We start from the raw sequence: 16,225 nt of genomic DNA, 5'->3' as shown, positions 1-16,225 counted from the left end.
AATTGTTATTTTTACATAAAATATCTTTCAAGTACTGAGAGATGGGGAGGAGTGGTTACTTGCTCATCAAAGGCTGTAGTGGTTATGAATTGCAAAAGGAGAAGCCTAATACCTCGGAGGACTTCTTCAATCGAAGTGAATTAATCATCGAAGAAAACGGAAGGGAACGTGTATTTCGAGTTCTCTATCTACGTTACTTTGAAGAAAATCTACAAGAATTCACACCATTTGAACAAAATCCAATCTTTAGTGTAGGGACTAGAGAGGTTGAGTTAAAGGATATCGTTGCCTTAGCATGCTTAATAAAGCAACCTGAATTCCGGAATCGGAAGCGGGTCTATATCAAGGAGGCTGCTGAATTTTCCAATTGCTTTAAGGATGTAGACATAGAAAAACTGAAGCGTGTCTTTCAGGAGTTGGAGCAAAATACATCAAGCGTTTTATAGTCTCAGGTGGATGATATCGGATATAAAACAGTAAGGAAAACCATTTTAGGATGGTTTTCTTTTTTTTTCATAATGCCCCATTTGTTTTCATAGGATAGTCACGGAGCAGATTGAAGGGAATGGGGGATGGCTGTGGGTCACTTCAATGACTACATCAAAAATGTCATGAAATGGAATGTTGAGTTAAAACAATACTTAGAATCCGAACAAGTAGAACAAGAAGCTGAAATCTGGAGTCGATTAGATACATTTGCTGAAATTATGGAGGATATCTCACAAAGAGAGCTTAGTGAAGGGGAATTGGCCAAAATTCAGAATGAAGTCGATGAGCTACATTCTGAAATGGAGCAATATTTTATCAGTCGACAGGAGCTTGGGATGGTTTATATGAATGAACCATATGTAGAAATGGGCAATCATAGCTTACCGTCGCTTCCCTATGCATACGATGCCCTTCAACCTTATATATCTGAAGAAATAATGAAATTACACCATACAAAGCATCATCAATCATATGTTGAGGGCTTAAATAAGGCGGAAAAGAAATTGGCACAAGCGCGTAAGGACAGAGACTTTTCCCTAGTTAAGCATTGGTCAAGGGAACTGGCTTTCCATGGGTCCGGACACTATCTGCATACTATTTTTTGGCACAATATGAGTCCAAAGGGAGGTGGGAAACCTAAGGGTGCCCTACTAAAGGAAATGGAGAAGTACTTTGGGAGCTTCGATCAATTTAAGCAGCATTTCAGCGAGGCAGCAAAGCAAGTGGAAGGAGTAGGCTGGGCGATTCTTGTCTGGTCTCCAAGGGCCCGGCGCTTAGAAATCCTGCAATCGGAAAGACATATGCTACTAACCCAGTGGGATACCATCCCGCTTCTAGTATTAGATGTTTGGGAGCATGCTTATTATTTACAATATAAAAACAATAGAGCTAATTATGTTGACAATTGGTGGAATATAGTAAGCTGGAAAAATGTTGAGGAACGCTTCGCAAAAGCCAGTCAATTAAAATGGAAACCTTTCTAGACTGAGACTCAAATGAGCAAAAAAGAGTTCACAATATGGCAATCATATTGCGAGCTCTTTTTTGTCATATAACGGGACTGGCATTGCATAGACTTGTACTAACGATTAAGGAGAAGAGGGATTGTGGAATGAAATTAATAAAAATCGTACTCATTATGATCCTTGTCACCTCAACTATCTCACTGTACTTTCCCTTTAAAACAGCCGCTTCTGCATACGCCAGTGCTAGTAGTGCTGTTTTGATGGAGCAACAGTCAGGTAGGGTTTTATATGAAAAAAATGCTCATCAGGTTCGAAGAATCGCAAGTATTACAAAGATCATGACAGCCATTTTAGCCATTGAATCTGGAAAATTAAATGATACGGTCACCGTTAGTGAAAAAGCTGTTCGGGCAGAGGGGTCTTCTATTTATTTGAAACCGGGTGAGAAAATAAAGCTTGAGGATCTTGTCTACGGTTTAATGCTGCGGTCAGGAAACGATTCGGCAGTCGCTATTGCTGAACACGTTGGCGGAAGTCTTGACGGTTTTGTTTATTTAATGAATCAAAAGGCAGCTGAAATTGGGATGGAAAACACTCATTTTGCTAATCCACATGGGCTGGATGACCATGAGAATCACTATTCTACTGCCTATGATATGGCGCTGCTAACGAAATATGCGATGACCAATGGTACATATAAAAAGATTGCTGGAACTAAAGTTCATCGTGCTCCAAATCCAACTGAAAGCTGGGACAGGGTGTGGAAGAACAAAAATCGTTTGCTTACCGAATTATATGAATATACTACAGGAGGTAAAACAGGCTACACAAAACGAGCAAAAAGAACGTTAGTCACGACAGCCTCAAAAGAAGGACTTGATTTAATTGCTGTCACATTAAATGGACCAGATGACTGGAATGATCACATTAATATGTATGAATATGGATTTAAGCAATATGAGCTTGTAAAGGTCATGAAGGAAGGGGAAATTAAAGACATAAATGATCCGTTTTATAAAAAAAAGCTGTATGTAAAGCGTGATATTTTCTTTCCGGTAACAGAAGCTGAAGAGGAACTCTTCAGGGTTGAATATAAGCTTCAGAAGCCTAAAAAGGCGTGGCGCGATAAGGAAATGGTACCAGATGTGGTTGGGAAAGCGATCGTTTATTTTGATAATAAACCAATTGAAGAAGTTCACCTATATTATAAACAGTCAAAAAAGAAAGAGAAGCAATCCTTCTATGATTCTGTCCGCGAATTATTCCTCATTCAATTAGGTGTGAAATCGGATGGTTAATATTATTTGGATTCTGTTAACGCTAATAGGAATAGTCTTTGCCATGATAAATGGAACCATGGAAGAAGTGAACGAGGCGGTTTTTAAGGGTGCATCTGAAGCTGTAACACTTTGTATCGGCTTAATCAGTGTATTGGTTTTCTGGTTAGGTATTATGCGAATCGCTGAGGAAGCAGGCTTATTGGAAAAGCTCTCTCTGCTATTTCGTCCAATCGTAAACAAAATATTTCCTGAGGTGCCTAAGGACCATCCTGCTATGGGCTATATTTTATCGAATATGATGGCTAATTTATTTGGGCTTGGTAATGCTGCCACACCGCTTGGGATTAAAGCAATGGAAGAATTAAAGGAGCTAAATGGAGGCAAAAATGAAGCGAGCCGGTCGATGGTCACTTTTTTGGCAGTCAATACGTCCAGTATCACGTTAATTCCGACAACGGTTATTGCCATAAGAATGAATTATAATGCCGCTTCTCCCACCGATATTGTCGGTCCAACTTTACTGGCTACTTTTTGCTCGGCTGTTGGAGCCATTTTAATTGATCGCTGGTTTTATTACCGAAGAACCCGAAAGCGAAAAGGATGATGGAAGATGGAATTTGTATCGATAATATCCTTGTGGTTTATTCCCATTTTAATCGGCTTTATTCTTCTCTATGGAACATTTAAACGAGTACCAACCTATGAAAGCTTTGTTGAGGGTGGGAAAGAGGGAATTAAAATTGCCTTTTCAATCATTCCTTTTTTAGTTGGAATGCTTGTTGCGATCTCTATCTTTCGCGCTTCAGGAGCTCTCGAATATTTTATGAACCTAGTACGCCCGTTTCTGGAAGCCATTGGTGTGCCTGCTGAAATAGCTCCACTAGCGATTATTCGTCCGATTTCTGGCAATGCAGCACTTGGGATGACAAGTGACCTTATAGCTGCACATGGACCGGATTCTTTTATTGGCAGATTGGCGGCGGTATTGCAGGGGAGCACTGATACGACTTTTTATGTCCTGACTGTCTATTTTGGGGCAGTTGGCATAAAAAAAATGGGCGATGCCTTAAAGGTTGGACTTCTAGCGGACTTAGTTGGAATTATTGCCGCAATAGTAGTGGTTGTTCTAGTCTTTTAAAGCATCACGAATATGCGATGTTTAGTTGGCAAAATTGAAAAAGCACTGACACTCATTATTGATGGATGAATGTCAGTGTTTTTTTTGTGTTAAAAAATGTCGATTTGTCTGTACTAATTATCACTTTTATTTTGAAAAAATAATATATTATGGCATAATTCAAGATGAACGATTTGATAAACTAAGAAAGTTATTAATAGAGGTGACTAGATGGAAAGACTGCAAAAAGTAATTGCCCATGCTGGTTTTGCATCGAGAAGAAAAGCAGAAGAAATGATTCTCGAGGGTAAGGTAAAGGTAAATGGTAAAGTTGTGAAGGAACTTGGGGTGAAGGTATCCTCATCAGATAGAATAGAAGTTGAGGGGATACCGGTGGAAAAGGAGGAGCCGGTTTATTTTCTTTTTTATAAACCACGCGGAGTTATTTCGAGTGTCCAGGATGAAAAGGGGAGAAAAGCAGTTACAGATTATTTTCCTGAGATTAAGCAGCGGATTTATCCGGTAGGCAGGCTTGATTATGATACATCAGGTTTATTATTGCTAACGAATGATGGGGAATTTGCCAATCTTCTCATGCATCCAAGAAACGAAATAGAAAAAGAGTATATTGCAAAAATTAAAGGGATTCCTTCAAGAGAACAACTTAGAAGCTTAGAAAAAGGAATCGTGTTAGAGGATGGGAAAACAGCACCTGCACGGACAAAAATGCTATCACTTGATAAAAGAAAAGGCACTTCAATCGTTCAATTGACCATTCATGAGGGGCGTAACAGACAGGTGCGTAGAATGTTTGAGGCAATAGGCTGTCAGGTAATGAAGCTTCGACGCGAAAGATACGCATTTTTAACATTGCATGGACTCAAGGCTGGAGAGGCCAGAGAGCTAACGGCGCATGAAGTAAAGCAGCTTCGAGTGATGGCGGAAAATTCATAGAAGTGTCACAAATTGATGAAGTATAAAAACAACATGGGGATGTTGAAAATGGTATAATAATGTCAAACTACGCAATTTTCTGATATTATACTAGTAAAGCGTTAAGTGTGTGGGTTAAAAACACTTTCTGGGGAGGGGAGAAACACATGAAAAAACGGCGCTTATGGATGAGAACGATTATTCTATCCTTACTGGTTATAGCCGTCGGTTATGCATTATATGCGAACGCAACTAAAGATAAAATACAGAAGGTTGAAATTGGCGAAAAGGCTCCTGATTTTGAATTAGTGGATCTTAATGGGGATAAGCATCGTTTGTCAGAATATGAAGGAAAGGGCGTGTTCTTGAACTTCTGGGGTACCTTCTGCAAGCCTTGTGAGGAGGAGTTTCCATATATTGACCATCAGTATCAGCAATTTAAAAACCAAGGGGTAGAGGTATTAGCTGTAAACGTTGGGGAAACAGAATTTGCCGTCAATCAATTTATGCAGCGTCATCAATTATCTTTTCCTGCTGTCATTGATAAAACAGGAGATGTTCAAACTGCCTATGGAATAAATCCATTACCGATTACGTTTTTAATCGATAAGGACGGGACTGTAGTGAAATCCCACACAGGACAACTGACTGAAGAAATGGTACAGGATTTTATGGAACAAATACAACCTTGAACATGGGGAGTTTAAAAATATGAATGAGGTAAAATGTGATTGCGGGCACGTCAATCCGCATGGAACCTTGCTGTGCGAGGCGTGCGGAAAAATATTGGATATATCAGAGACAGACAAACAGTTATTAGACATGAGGTATGAGGGCAGTGCACGCCGCTCTCAGACCTATAATAAAACGATCGTTGATAAAATATGGAACTTTTTCTCCTCTGTTAAAGTGGGAGTTTGGTTGATTGTTATTACTTTGGTAGCTTCAGCGCTTGGGACGCTTTTCCCGCAGGAAATGTATATTCCGCCTACATTACCGGCTGCTGAATATTATAAGGACCAATACGGTTGGATCGGACAACTTTATTATGAACTAGGTTTCCATAATTTATACAGCTCTTGGTGGTATTTATTATTAATTGCTTCCATTGGTGTTTCACTTGTCATTTGCTCACTGGACCGTGTTGTCCCGTTATACAGAGCATTGAAAACGCAAAACGTGACAAGGCATGAAGGTTTTTTAAAGCGTCAACGCTTATTTGGCATTTCAAAGACAGAGTCATCTGAGGATGCGCTCAAGAGAGTGAAAGAAAAATTACAAGCGAAACGTTATCGTATTCGAGAGGAAAATGGAAATATTCTCGCTGAAAAAGGACGGTTCTCAAGGTGGGGTCCATACGTCAACCACATTGGACTGATAATCTTCTTAATTGGCGGAATGTTGCGATTCGTTCCCGGGATGTATGTGGATAAGGTTCTTTGGTTACGTGAAGGGGAGACAAAGGTCATTCCAGAGACAAAGGGCGAGTATTATTTGAAAAATGACCAATTTGTACTTGAAGTGTATGATGCCCAAAAGGATGGAGAGGTCTTTGATGCTGCTCTAGAACAAAATGGAATGGTCCCTAAAAATTATCAATCCAATGTAACTCTTTATAAAAAGGAAGGTAATTCCATTCCAGGAGTTACACCTGAGCTTGAAAAGGTAAAGGATTATGAAATTCGTGTCAATCAGCCTTTGAAATTTGAGAAATTTGCTGTTTACCAATCTGAGTATAAGTTAAATCAACTCGATAAAATGACCTTTGCACTCACAAATAAAACCACAAATGAAGAGTACGGGACCATGACGGTTGATTTATTTCATCCAGAAGAGAAATATGTTCTTTCTGATCAATATTATGTTGAAATGCTAAGCTATTTTCCGGATTTTCAATTTAATAAAGGTGGAGAACCATCCACAAAGTCGAGTGTTCCTAATAATCCCGGCTTTATTTTTAAAATGTATACACCCGAAACTCCTGATGGGGAAGTCAGCTTTGTAGCCATTCGTCAAAATATTGAACCATATGGTGATAATCAAAATAAAATGACCTTCAAGGGTGTCGAAACAAAAAATGTCACAGGCTTAACCATTAGAAAGGATTTAACGCTTTGGATACTTGCTCTGGGCGGTGCCATTTTTATGCTAGGTGTAATCCAAGGTTCGTATTGGAATCATCGTCGAATCTGGCTGCGTAAAGTTAATGGAGAGCTGTGGGTTGCTGGCCATACAAATAAAAACTGGTATGGACTTAAGAAGGAAATCTCAGCAGTACTAGAGGGTACTGGTATTTCAGAGCCTGTTGATCAACTAGATGAAGAAAAGAACGGATAAGGGGGAAATAGGTTGGTTAACCTAAGTAGTAATTTATTATATACAGCTTTCGTTCTCTATTTAGTTGCTCTTGTTTTTTTTGGAGGGGCGATTAGGGATAAGAGAAATCGACAAGGGAATAGTAGCTTAAATCTTTGGGCAAAGATCGGGATTACCATCACAATAATTGGATTTGCAGCACAGGTTGGGTATTTTATCATACGCTGGATTGCGTCTGGACATGCGCCGGTTAGTAATTTGTTTGAGTTTACAACTTTTTTTGGTATGGCACTCATTGGTGCTTTTATCGTAATCTTTTTCATTTACAAAACTCCATTACTCGGCCTATTCACATTACCAATTGGAATTTTAGTCATTGCTTATGCAAGTATGTTTAATAGAAATATTACTCCTCTCATCCCATCACTGCAGAGTGACTGGCTTCATATTCACGTTATTACTGCTGCATTGGGAGAAGCTATTTTAGCCATTAGCTTTGCCGCAGGGTTAATCTACCTTGTAAAACATATTGACCAGACGAAAAAAAGTAAAGGTACATTTTGGCTCGAAATCGTAATGTTTGGACTCATATGTACAATTGGTTTTATTACAGTGACAACCGCTTTTTCACTTAGTGATTATAAGGCAAGCTTTAATTGGGTTGATAAAGGCGGTGCTGAGGCAGAGGTTGAATATACAATGCCGGCATTAGTCGGACCACATGAAGGAGAACTGGTGACAAAAGGGAAATTTGAACCATTTCTTTCTATGCCAGCCATTATCGATGCGAAGAAGCTTAATACAGTGATATGGTCGCTAACAGCTGGATTAGTACTTTATGGACTTATCCGATTGTTCGCAAGGAAACGGATTGGTGAGCTGTTAAAGCCGCTTGTCAAAAATATTAATTCAGATCTTGTGGATGAAATTAGCTATCGTTCTGTTTTAATTGGTTTTCCTGTTTTTACTTTAGGTGCTTTAATCTTTGCGATGATTTGGGCGCAAATTGCTTGGACTCGCTTTTGGGGCTGGGATCCAAAAGAGGTGTGGGCCTTAATTACATGGCTCTTTTATGCAGCGTTTTTACATTTGCGTCTATCAAAAGGCTGGCATGGTGAGAAATCAGCATGGTTAGCCGTAATCGGATTTGTCATTATCATGTTTAATCTAGTTGCTGTCAATCTTGTCATTGTAGGTTTACACTCATATGCAGGATAATAAAGAATAATCGTTTAGCCTCACTTTTTAAAGTGCAGGCTTTTTTAAAAAGAAATATTTTCCTGAAAGCACATGAAATCATAGAAAAAACCCGTTTCTTTAGGTACAATATACTTGCTAGGAGGGTATTCTTTTGGATAAAAATGTGAAAATATTAGTTGTTGATGATGAAGAAAGAATCAGACGTTTATTAAAAATGTATCTAGAAAGGGAAAATTATGTCATTGAAGAGGCTGAGGATGGAAACGAAGCCTTGTCAAAGGCATTGGCAAATGATTATGATGTCATCCTGCTGGATTTAATGATGCCGGGTAAGGATGGTATTGAAGTTTGCCGTGAGTTGCGTGAGAAAAAAGGCACGCCTGTTATTATGTTGACAGCTAAAGGCGAAGAAGTAAACAGAGTCCAAGGGTTTGAAGTTGGCACAGATGACTATATCGTGAAACCATTCAGTCCGCGTGAGGTTGTCTTACGGGTGAAAGCATTGTTAAGACGTTCTGTAAAAACAAACTATATTCAAACGGAACCTGTTACAAAAGATATCATTGTTTTCCAGCACTTAACCATTGATAATGATGCCCATCGAGTGATTGCAAATGGTCAAGAGGTTAGCTTGACTCCTAAAGAATATGAGCTGCTCTTTTTCCTTGCAAAATCACCTGATAAAGTATTCGACCGTGAACAATTATTAAAAGAAGTATGGCATTATGAGTTTTTTGGTGATTTGCGTACGGTTGACACGCATGTAAAACGCTTACGTGAGAAATTAAACAAGGTTTCAGAGCAGGCAGCCAAAATGATTATTACTGTCTGGGGTGTAGGGTATAAATTTGAGGTTATAAATGAATGATGTTTTGGCGTAGTGTCGTTGTCAAGCTTTGGTTTACTATTCTTTTACTTGTTTCATTTATATTATTTATCGTTTCCATTATGATTATGGAATTTCTGCAAAATTATTCTTCTTCACAAAATGAGCAAAATCTAGTGGAGAATGCGGAGAAAATTGCGGAAATTGTCGAAAATTACGAACTTCAAACGGCCTTGGATATTTCCTGGGAATTAATAAATGATGTAACCAACGCTACGATTGTCCTGAGTCCTGAGGAACATTATTCTTCACCAGAAAAAGCTAATACGGTAAAAATTCCGGTTAATTACTTTTTTGATGATAAAGAATTAATGCAGGTAATGGAGGAAAAGGAAACCAAAAGCATCGTAACATCTTTTTCAAATCGCTATAAGAAGTCAATGGATAATCAACTCGTTATTATTGGGGTTCCTTTAAACATTCGAGATGGTCAAAATGGTGCTGTTTATATTTATCAGTCGGTTGAAGTAGGGGAAGAAACAGCAAGAGAAACGACGAAATTTATTTTACTTGCTGCAGGAGTAGCCATTATATTAACGACATTTTTCGCTTTCTTTCTGTCTACAAGAATTAATGCACCGTTAAGAAAAATGAAACAGGCTGCTTTTGAAGTAGCGCGGGGTAAGTTTGATACTAAAGTCCCGATATTAACTCGTGATGAAATTGGGGAATTAGCCACAGCCTTTAACCAAATGGGAAGGCAGCTGAAATTTAATCTTAATGCTTTAAGTCAGGAAAAAGAGCTTCTGTCCAGTATATTAAGTGGGATGGTTGATGGTGTTATCACGTTTAATCGTGATGGTACGATATTAATGACGAATCCTCCAGCCGAGTTATTTTTACAAAGCTGGTATTATGAAAAGAAAAGTCAGGAAAATAGTTCTGCTGCTGTGCCATCAAAGGTTATGGAATTATTTGATTTAGCTGTAAGTACTGAGAAAGAACAAATTGGAGAAATCACTCTGCAGGGACGATATTGGGTGATGATTGTCAGCCCACTGTACAGTCATAAGAATATTCGTGGGGCTGTTACCGTTGTAAGAGATATGACGGAAGAAAGAACCTTGGATAAAATGAGGAGTGACTTTATTGCCAATGTATCCCATGAACTGAGGACACCTATTGCGATGATGCAGGGCTACAGCGAAGCGATTGTTGATGATATTGCTGAATCTCATGAAGAGAAAAGAGAGATGGCTAAGATTATTTATGATGAATCATTGCGCATGGGCAGGCTTGTAAATGAATTGCTAGATTTGGCAAGAATGGAATCAGGGTATTTCAATCTTATGCTTGATCAAGTAGAAATTGGTCCTTTCTTGGATAAAATCAAAAGAAAGTTTCAAGGGCCCGCAAAAGAAAGGGATATTTCTTTGTTATTTGACCAAGAAACTGAGGTGGAATTCTTTGAATTTGACTCGGATCGGGTTGAACAGGTATTAACGAACCTTATCGATAATGCGATTCGTCATACACCTGAAGGAGGAGAAGTTTCGATTATTGAACGCAGTGATGAAAGAGGGCTCTATATTGAAGTAAAGGATAATGGAGCTGGAATCCCTGAGGAAGATCTTCCCTTTGTATTTGAACGCTTTTATAAAGCCGATAAAGCAAGAACACGGGGCAGATCGGGCACGGGGCTGGGTTTGGCAATTGCGAAAAATATTATTGAAGCCCATCATGGTCATATTACAGTACAAAGTATTCTCGGGAAGGGGACATCTTTTTCCTTTTATATCCCAAGAAATGCGAAAAAAAGCTAATAATTTGCCGATTGTTCTTGATTCACACGAAACAAAACATGGGGGAAGGATTTTATCCTTCCTTTTTTATTTTTTATAAATAATGCGTTTTTTCGTATAAAAGAGACTATTATTCCGTATTCTAATAGATGTGTTTTTTGCAGCTGCTCTCTATTAATTTGCTCTAATGTACCGTTAACCGTAAATAAAGGAGTGACCCCTATACGTAGTTCTAAATCATACTAGGTATACATAGTTTGAAAAGAGGTACTAGATCAAGGAGGAAAAGAATTGCGAGAATACATAAAACGTTTTTTGATTGCTGGAATAATGGCGCTTTGTGTAAGTTTATTATTTTTGGGCATAAAACACGCAGAAGCTGCCAGCAACATAAACGAGATGACAACAGATTGGATGTGGCCCTCCGATGGAGTCATTACCGATTCTTTCGGTACTAGACAGGGACAGCACATGGGGATTGATATAGCATCATCCCCAGGAACCTCCATTCATGCTGTAGAAGCTGGAGTAGTCTCTAAGTCTTATTATTCAGATACATATGGACATGTTGTGTTTATCAAGCATGATAAAAGCTTCGAGACCGTTTATGCTCATTTACAGGAAAGAAATGTTCATGAGGGGGCAAGAGTTCAGAGAGGAGAGGTCATTGGTAAAATGGGGAGCACAGGTGATTCATCCGGTGTCCATCTTCATTTTGAAGTACATCAATCTCATTGGACAGTTGATAAGAAAAATGCAGTTAATCCAATGCTGGCATTAGGCGAGGTAAAAATTGGACAAGCTGTTGCTGCACTGCAAAAGGATCAGCAGGCTATTGAAACGGCCGGTAGATTTATGGCTAATAACCATAATACTTATGTTGTGAAAAAGGGTGATACATTATATTCGATTGCCAAAAAAGTAAAGATGAGTGTCACTGAATTGAAAATGAAAAATGGCTTGAAGGATGACCTGATTACGCCTCAACAAAGGTTAATGGTTGATTAAGCTAAAAAAGAACAATAGGACAAGCTGTCCCTTTGTTCTTTTTTTACTGTTTTTGCAGGATATTCACGAACTTTTGTCGAAAAAGTGGCAGAGAAGAAAGTTTTATGTCTAGATTATAGGCTGATATATTCACAACGAGGTTTTCTTTCAGTATAATTATCGTGTAAAACAAAAACAAAATATGATCTATCTTCGGGGCAGGGTGAAATTCCCGACCGACGGTGATGAGTGAAATACTCTAAGCCCGTGAGCTTGATTTGATTAAGCAGGATTTGGTGCGATTCCAAAGCCGACAGTACAGTCTGGATGGGAGAAGATGGAGGTTTAGCAGCATTCAAAAAAATAATTCTAACTGAATGCTTATTAAGCATACCTTCTAATGAATTCTCCCTCAAGTTTCCATACTTGAGGTTTTTTAATGGAATTTTATTGGAGTGTTGTGAAGCTGAACCTACTTCTTTGGAGATGATGGATCCAAAAGAAGGAGAGAGAAAAATGAGTAAAGGGCAAAACAAAGTAAAAGCATTAGTTACAATTGCTATGTTAAGCAGCATAGCGTACGTCTTAATGTTGGTGAATTTTCCAATTCCACCATTCCCAAACTTTTTAAAAATTGACTTTAGTGATCTTCCTGCATTAATTGGGGCCTTGATATTTGGACCAATGGCAGGTATCATAATTGAACTCTTAAAAAATGTACTTGATTATTTTATGACAGGTAGTGAAACCGGTGTTCCAGTAGGGCACTTTGCAAACTTCGTTTCAGGACTACTTTTTATTCTGCCAACCTATTATATTTATAATAAAATGAAAACGAAAAAGGGTATGACGATTGCCTTAATCGTCAGTTCATTAATTATGTCAACGATTATGAGTGTTCTGAATTACTATGTATTAATACCAGCGTACACATTTTTCCTTAACTGGCCGGCCATGGGTGCAACGGAAATGCGTCAATATATTGTTGCTGGAATACTTCCGTTTAACCTCATAAAAGGTTTGGCAATGTCAATCGTATTTATGCTCCTATTCACAAAGATGGGAACCTGGCTGAAAAAACAAGCTTCCTACAACGAGTATAAGGTGAGAAAAGTAGTATAAAATAAAAAGCACCTGATAGGTGCTTTTATTCATTGATTCACATAATCCAGTATTAAATAGCTATCAAAAAAGCTCCCTGCTATGAGGGAGCTTATTATTTCATGAAATTATTCGAATTTAGTTGCGTCTCCATCGAATGGCTCTTCAGCAATTTTAATTGAATCTGTAGGACAGCCGTCAAAAGCATCCATCATATCATCAATTAATACATCAGGAATTTCAACAACTCCTTGGTTGTCATCAAGTGTTACAAATGCAATACCTTCATCATCATAATCATAAATGTCTGGTGCAGCTGCGCCACATGCTCCACATGCGATACATGTTTCCTTGTCTACGATAGTATATTTTGCCATTAATAAAACCTCCCAAAAAATATAAGCTTTTATTGTTATCGTCTTAACGAAAAACTTTAACGATAAACTCTTTTTCTATTCCCTATTGTAAAGCTGTATGAAAAACTTTTCAATAGAAAAAATATTGAGAATACCATTTAAGCTTTTTATTATGAAATTCATGGAACATATATTATAATAACTAGTTCCACTGTTTCATGATATGATAAAATCAGACAGTTTTCAGTGATTCTGGTAACAAATTATCTAAATTTGACAGAAAAAGATATGGTATGGTGATGAAATGAAGCTGACCTTTAACCAATTAATGATTCTTTACTGTTTACATAAATTACAGGGTGAACGGACGATTTATTCAATCTATCATTTATTACAGGGGAAAAAATCCTCCCAAACTATTCAGGATGCCCATTTGTTTCATTTAGCACCATTATTTCAAACAGAAACGAATATAAGTAGGCAGCAATTAGAAACGATGGTTACAGAGTTATCTAATGAACAGCTGATTATCGAAAAAGCTGCCCAGCATTATGCTGTTACGGAAAAAGGAGTAAAGCAACTGGAAAAGGGACTAGCCGAAACGCCGATTCCAAAACATGTGAATGGATGGAAACATCAACGAACATCGCTTGTTTTTTGGGAAAGATTATCTCTTGCTGTTCAGGTTATTTCAAATTTAAAGAAACGTGAGTCCAAATATCTTCCGGTACAAAGAAAAACAGAAACCTTGTTATGGATAAGACAATTTCTTGCACATAACAGATTGAGCAGAGACTCACTTGGAAAGCAAATATATCAAGAATTGGTTAGCTGTTTAGAAAGTGACCCCTCGCTTAATCCTGATTATCTTGTCATAAGACTGACTGGATATCGGTCCATTGGCTACACGGAAGTTCAGGCGGCACAGAATTTTCAAATGGAACAAGCCTATTATCATTACCATTTTTTAAGTATTCTCCATTATATGATCGGACATATTGAGACAAATCCGGCACATTTCCCAATTTTATCTTTTTTTATAGAAAAACCGCAAAAACATAATTTAACCAACTCAACGGAAAAAACCTATACGTTATTAAAGCAAGGACATTCCGTTACAGATATTATGACCATTCGAGGCTTAAAAAAAAGCACAATTGAAGATCATCTTGTTGAGTTAGCGTTAAATGTAGAAAACTTTACGATTGATGCTTATGTTTCCGCTGAAAAGCAAAACTTAATCAAGCAGGCAGCCAAAAAGCTACAGACAAAGCAGCTTAAGCAGATTCGCAGCATGGTGGGGCAGGCTGGTTATTTCGAAATAAGACTCGTATTAGCAAAGTATGGTGAAGAACTATGACGCTGGAAAAGTATTTGACAAAATATTTTCGATATTCTTCCTTCCGGGCAGGGCAGAAGGAAGTGATTACTACTGTTCTTGATGGTTATCATACGATGGCCATGCTTCCGACTGGTACAGGAAAATCACTTTGTTATCAGCTTCCAGGCTATCTGCTTCCTGGCCATGTATTAGTTGTTTCTCCGTTATTATCATTAATGCAGGATCAAGTAGAGCAAATGAAGATGAATGGTGAAAAAAGCGTGGTGGCAATCAACTCCTTTCTTACCGGAATGGAGAGAAAAAGGGTTTTAAGTCAGTTAGAACAGTATAAATTTATTTTTATTTCCCCTGAGACATTAGCTAATGAGCGTATTATGGAGCTCTTTCAGCGCATAAATATTTCTTTATTTGTCATTGACGAGGCTCATTGTATTTCTCAGTGGGGATATGATTTTCGACCTGATTATCTGAAGCTTGGTATAGTACGTAAAAAATTAGGACGTCCCCTGACCCTAGCCCTAACAGCAACAGCAACTAAAAAGGTAATAATAGATATCATTAATATATTAGAGCTTGAACATTGTAAAAAAGTGATTTCTTCTGTTGACAGACCAAACATCGCCTTGACCGTTCAACAAACTGAAAGTCAACAGGAAAAATGGGAACTTCTTTATGGTCATATTGCTAAATTTGCTGCTCCGGGAATCGTTTATTTTTCAAGTAAAAAGATGGCGGAGCAGGCGGTTGAATTCTTGCAAAGTAAGGGGGTTCAGCGGGTAATGGCTTATCATGGCGGAATGGATCAGGAATCAAGAATATTAATTCAGCAGCAATTTCTGCACAATCAGCTTGATATTATATGTGCGACAAGTGCTTTTGGCATGGGAATTAATAAAGAGAATATTCGGTTTGTCATTCATTTTCATATGCCGCAGCAAATGGAGTCGTATCTTCAAGAAATAGGACGGGCAGGAAGAGATGGCCTACCGAGTATAGCCGTCCTATTATATTCAACAGGAGATGAGCAGTTAGCATATCAGCTCGCAGAGTCAGAAATACCATCCTCAGAGCAGCTTGATTGGCTTGCTGATATGTTGGAGGTATCAAAGGAAATTTCCTATTATCAGCTGCCGTTTCAAGAGCAGCTTCAAAGGATGGGAGGATTTACCGAAATACAATGGCGAATGCTGTGTGATTACTTGTTGCAACTTGATGTGCCTGGTGATGTGAAGCAAATTTGTCATCAGTATAAAAAAGAGCTTGATAAAAGAAGACAATTAAAAAGGGAAAAAATTGCTTCTATGACTGGATGGACTCTTTCGAAAAGCTGCCGAAGAGAAAGAATTCTTGAATATTTTGGAGAGAGAGCGGCTGGAAATAAGCCGGAAAACTGCTGTGATATTTGTGGATTGAAATGGCGTCAATTTCATGAATTACCGGTTATGACCAATAATTATGACGAATTTAGTTGGAAACAGCGATTAGCTGATATATTATTAAATTAATAGAAT

Annotated in this window: 16 protein-coding genes and 1 riboswitch; of the genes, 15 read left to right on the top strand and 1 reads right to left on the bottom strand. The window is 38.2% G+C overall.

The window, feature by feature from the left end:
• The first annotated feature begins 59 nt into the window (after positions 1–59).
• From BQ5321_RS17105 to BQ5321_RS17045, 13 genes are all read left to right on the top strand, one after another.
• A complete protein-coding gene (locus BQ5321_RS17105; RefSeq protein ID WP_071395637.1) occupies positions 60–446 on the top strand; it encodes a hypothetical protein in 387 nt (128 codons plus the stop codon).
• A 126-nt stretch (positions 447–572) separates the two neighbouring features.
• Positions 573–1,472: a superoxide dismutase gene (locus BQ5321_RS17100; RefSeq protein WP_071395636.1), complete on the top strand. Its 900-nt coding sequence runs from the start codon at positions 573–575 to the stop codon at positions 1,470–1,472.
• Positions 1,473–1,600: 128 nt separating this feature from the next.
• A complete protein-coding gene (locus tag BQ5321_RS17095) occupies positions 1,601–2,752 on the top strand; it encodes a D-alanyl-D-alanine carboxypeptidase family protein (RefSeq protein ID WP_071395635.1) in 1,152 nt (383 codons plus the stop codon).
• The gene (locus tag BQ5321_RS17090) at positions 2,745–3,338 is read left to right on the top strand and encodes a nucleoside recognition domain-containing protein (protein ID WP_071395634.1); all 594 of its coding nucleotides are present in this window, start codon (positions 2,745–2,747) and stop codon (positions 3,336–3,338) included. The genes BQ5321_RS17095 and BQ5321_RS17090 overlap by 8 nt, the downstream gene beginning before the upstream one ends.
• A 6-nt stretch (positions 3,339–3,344) precedes the next feature.
• A complete protein-coding gene (locus tag BQ5321_RS17085) occupies positions 3,345–3,872 on the top strand; it encodes a spore maturation protein (protein WP_071395633.1) in 528 nt (175 codons plus the stop codon).
• A 210-nt stretch (positions 3,873–4,082) separates the two neighbouring features.
• Positions 4,083–4,805 carry a 23S rRNA pseudouridine(2605) synthase RluB gene (gene rluB, locus BQ5321_RS17080; protein ID WP_071395632.1) on the top strand — a complete coding sequence of 241 codons (723 nt, stop codon included), beginning with the start codon at positions 4,083–4,085 and terminating at the stop codon, positions 4,803–4,805.
• Positions 4,806–4,951: 146 nt separating this feature from the next.
• Positions 4,952–5,476: a thiol-disulfide oxidoreductase ResA gene (gene resA / locus BQ5321_RS17075; protein WP_071395631.1), complete on the top strand. Its 525-nt coding sequence runs from the start codon at positions 4,952–4,954 to the stop codon at positions 5,474–5,476.
• A 19-nt stretch (positions 5,477–5,495) separates the two neighbouring features.
• On the top strand, positions 5,496–7,121 hold the full coding sequence (resB, locus tag BQ5321_RS17070; RefSeq protein WP_071395630.1) for a cytochrome c biogenesis protein ResB: 1,626 nt from the start codon (positions 5,496–5,498) through the stop codon (positions 7,119–7,121).
• Between the two features lie 12 nt (positions 7,122–7,133).
• Positions 7,134–8,318 carry a c-type cytochrome biogenesis protein CcsB gene (gene ccsB, locus BQ5321_RS17065; protein ID WP_071395629.1) on the top strand — a complete coding sequence of 395 codons (1,185 nt, stop codon included), beginning with the start codon at positions 7,134–7,136 and terminating at the stop codon, positions 8,316–8,318.
• Between the two features lie 133 nt (positions 8,319–8,451).
• Positions 8,452–9,168 (top strand): response regulator transcription factor, encoded by a 717-nt coding sequence (locus BQ5321_RS17060; protein WP_071395628.1) that lies wholly within the window; start codon positions 8,452–8,454, stop codon positions 9,166–9,168.
• Positions 9,165–10,949 (top strand): ATP-binding protein, encoded by a 1,785-nt coding sequence (locus tag BQ5321_RS17055; protein WP_071395627.1) that lies wholly within the window; start codon positions 9,165–9,167, stop codon positions 10,947–10,949. The genes BQ5321_RS17060 and BQ5321_RS17055 overlap by 4 nt, the downstream gene beginning before the upstream one ends.
• Before the next feature lie 270 nt (positions 10,950–11,219).
• Positions 11,220–11,936, top strand: a complete 717-nt coding sequence (locus tag BQ5321_RS17050) for a peptidoglycan DD-metalloendopeptidase family protein (RefSeq protein ID WP_139187822.1) — start codon at positions 11,220–11,222, stop codon at positions 11,934–11,936.
• Positions 11,937–12,120: 184 nt separating this feature from the next.
• A riboswitch (FMN riboswitch) is annotated at positions 12,121–12,258 on the top strand.
• 173 nt (positions 12,259–12,431) lie between these two features.
• Positions 12,432–13,037: an ECF transporter S component gene (locus BQ5321_RS17045; protein ID WP_071396959.1), complete on the top strand. Its 606-nt coding sequence runs from the start codon at positions 12,432–12,434 to the stop codon at positions 13,035–13,037.
• Between the two features lie 107 nt (positions 13,038–13,144).
• On the opposite strand, the gene BQ5321_RS17040 is transcribed toward BQ5321_RS17045, so the two are convergent.
• A complete protein-coding gene (locus BQ5321_RS17040; RefSeq protein ID WP_071395626.1) occupies positions 13,145–13,393 on the bottom strand; it encodes a ferredoxin in 249 nt (82 codons plus the stop codon).
• Between the two features lie 283 nt (positions 13,394–13,676).
• Between BQ5321_RS17040 and BQ5321_RS17035 the strand changes: the two genes are divergently transcribed.
• The gene (locus BQ5321_RS17035) at positions 13,677–14,732 is read left to right on the top strand and encodes a YpbB family protein (protein WP_071395625.1); all 1,056 of its coding nucleotides are present in this window, start codon (positions 13,677–13,679) and stop codon (positions 14,730–14,732) included.
• Entirely contained in the window at positions 14,729–16,219 is a 1,491-nt protein-coding gene (locus BQ5321_RS17030) for a RecQ family ATP-dependent DNA helicase (RefSeq protein WP_071395624.1), read from the top strand. The genes BQ5321_RS17035 and BQ5321_RS17030 overlap by 4 nt, the downstream gene beginning before the upstream one ends.
• Positions 16,220–16,225: the final 6 nt, after the last annotated feature.

Source organism: Bacillus tuaregi (assembly GCF_900104575.1).
GTDB lineage: Bacteria > Bacillota > Bacilli > Bacillales > Cytobacillaceae > Bacillus_BD > Bacillus_BD tuaregi.
This window is presented reverse-complemented; position numbering and strand designations above follow the sequence as displayed.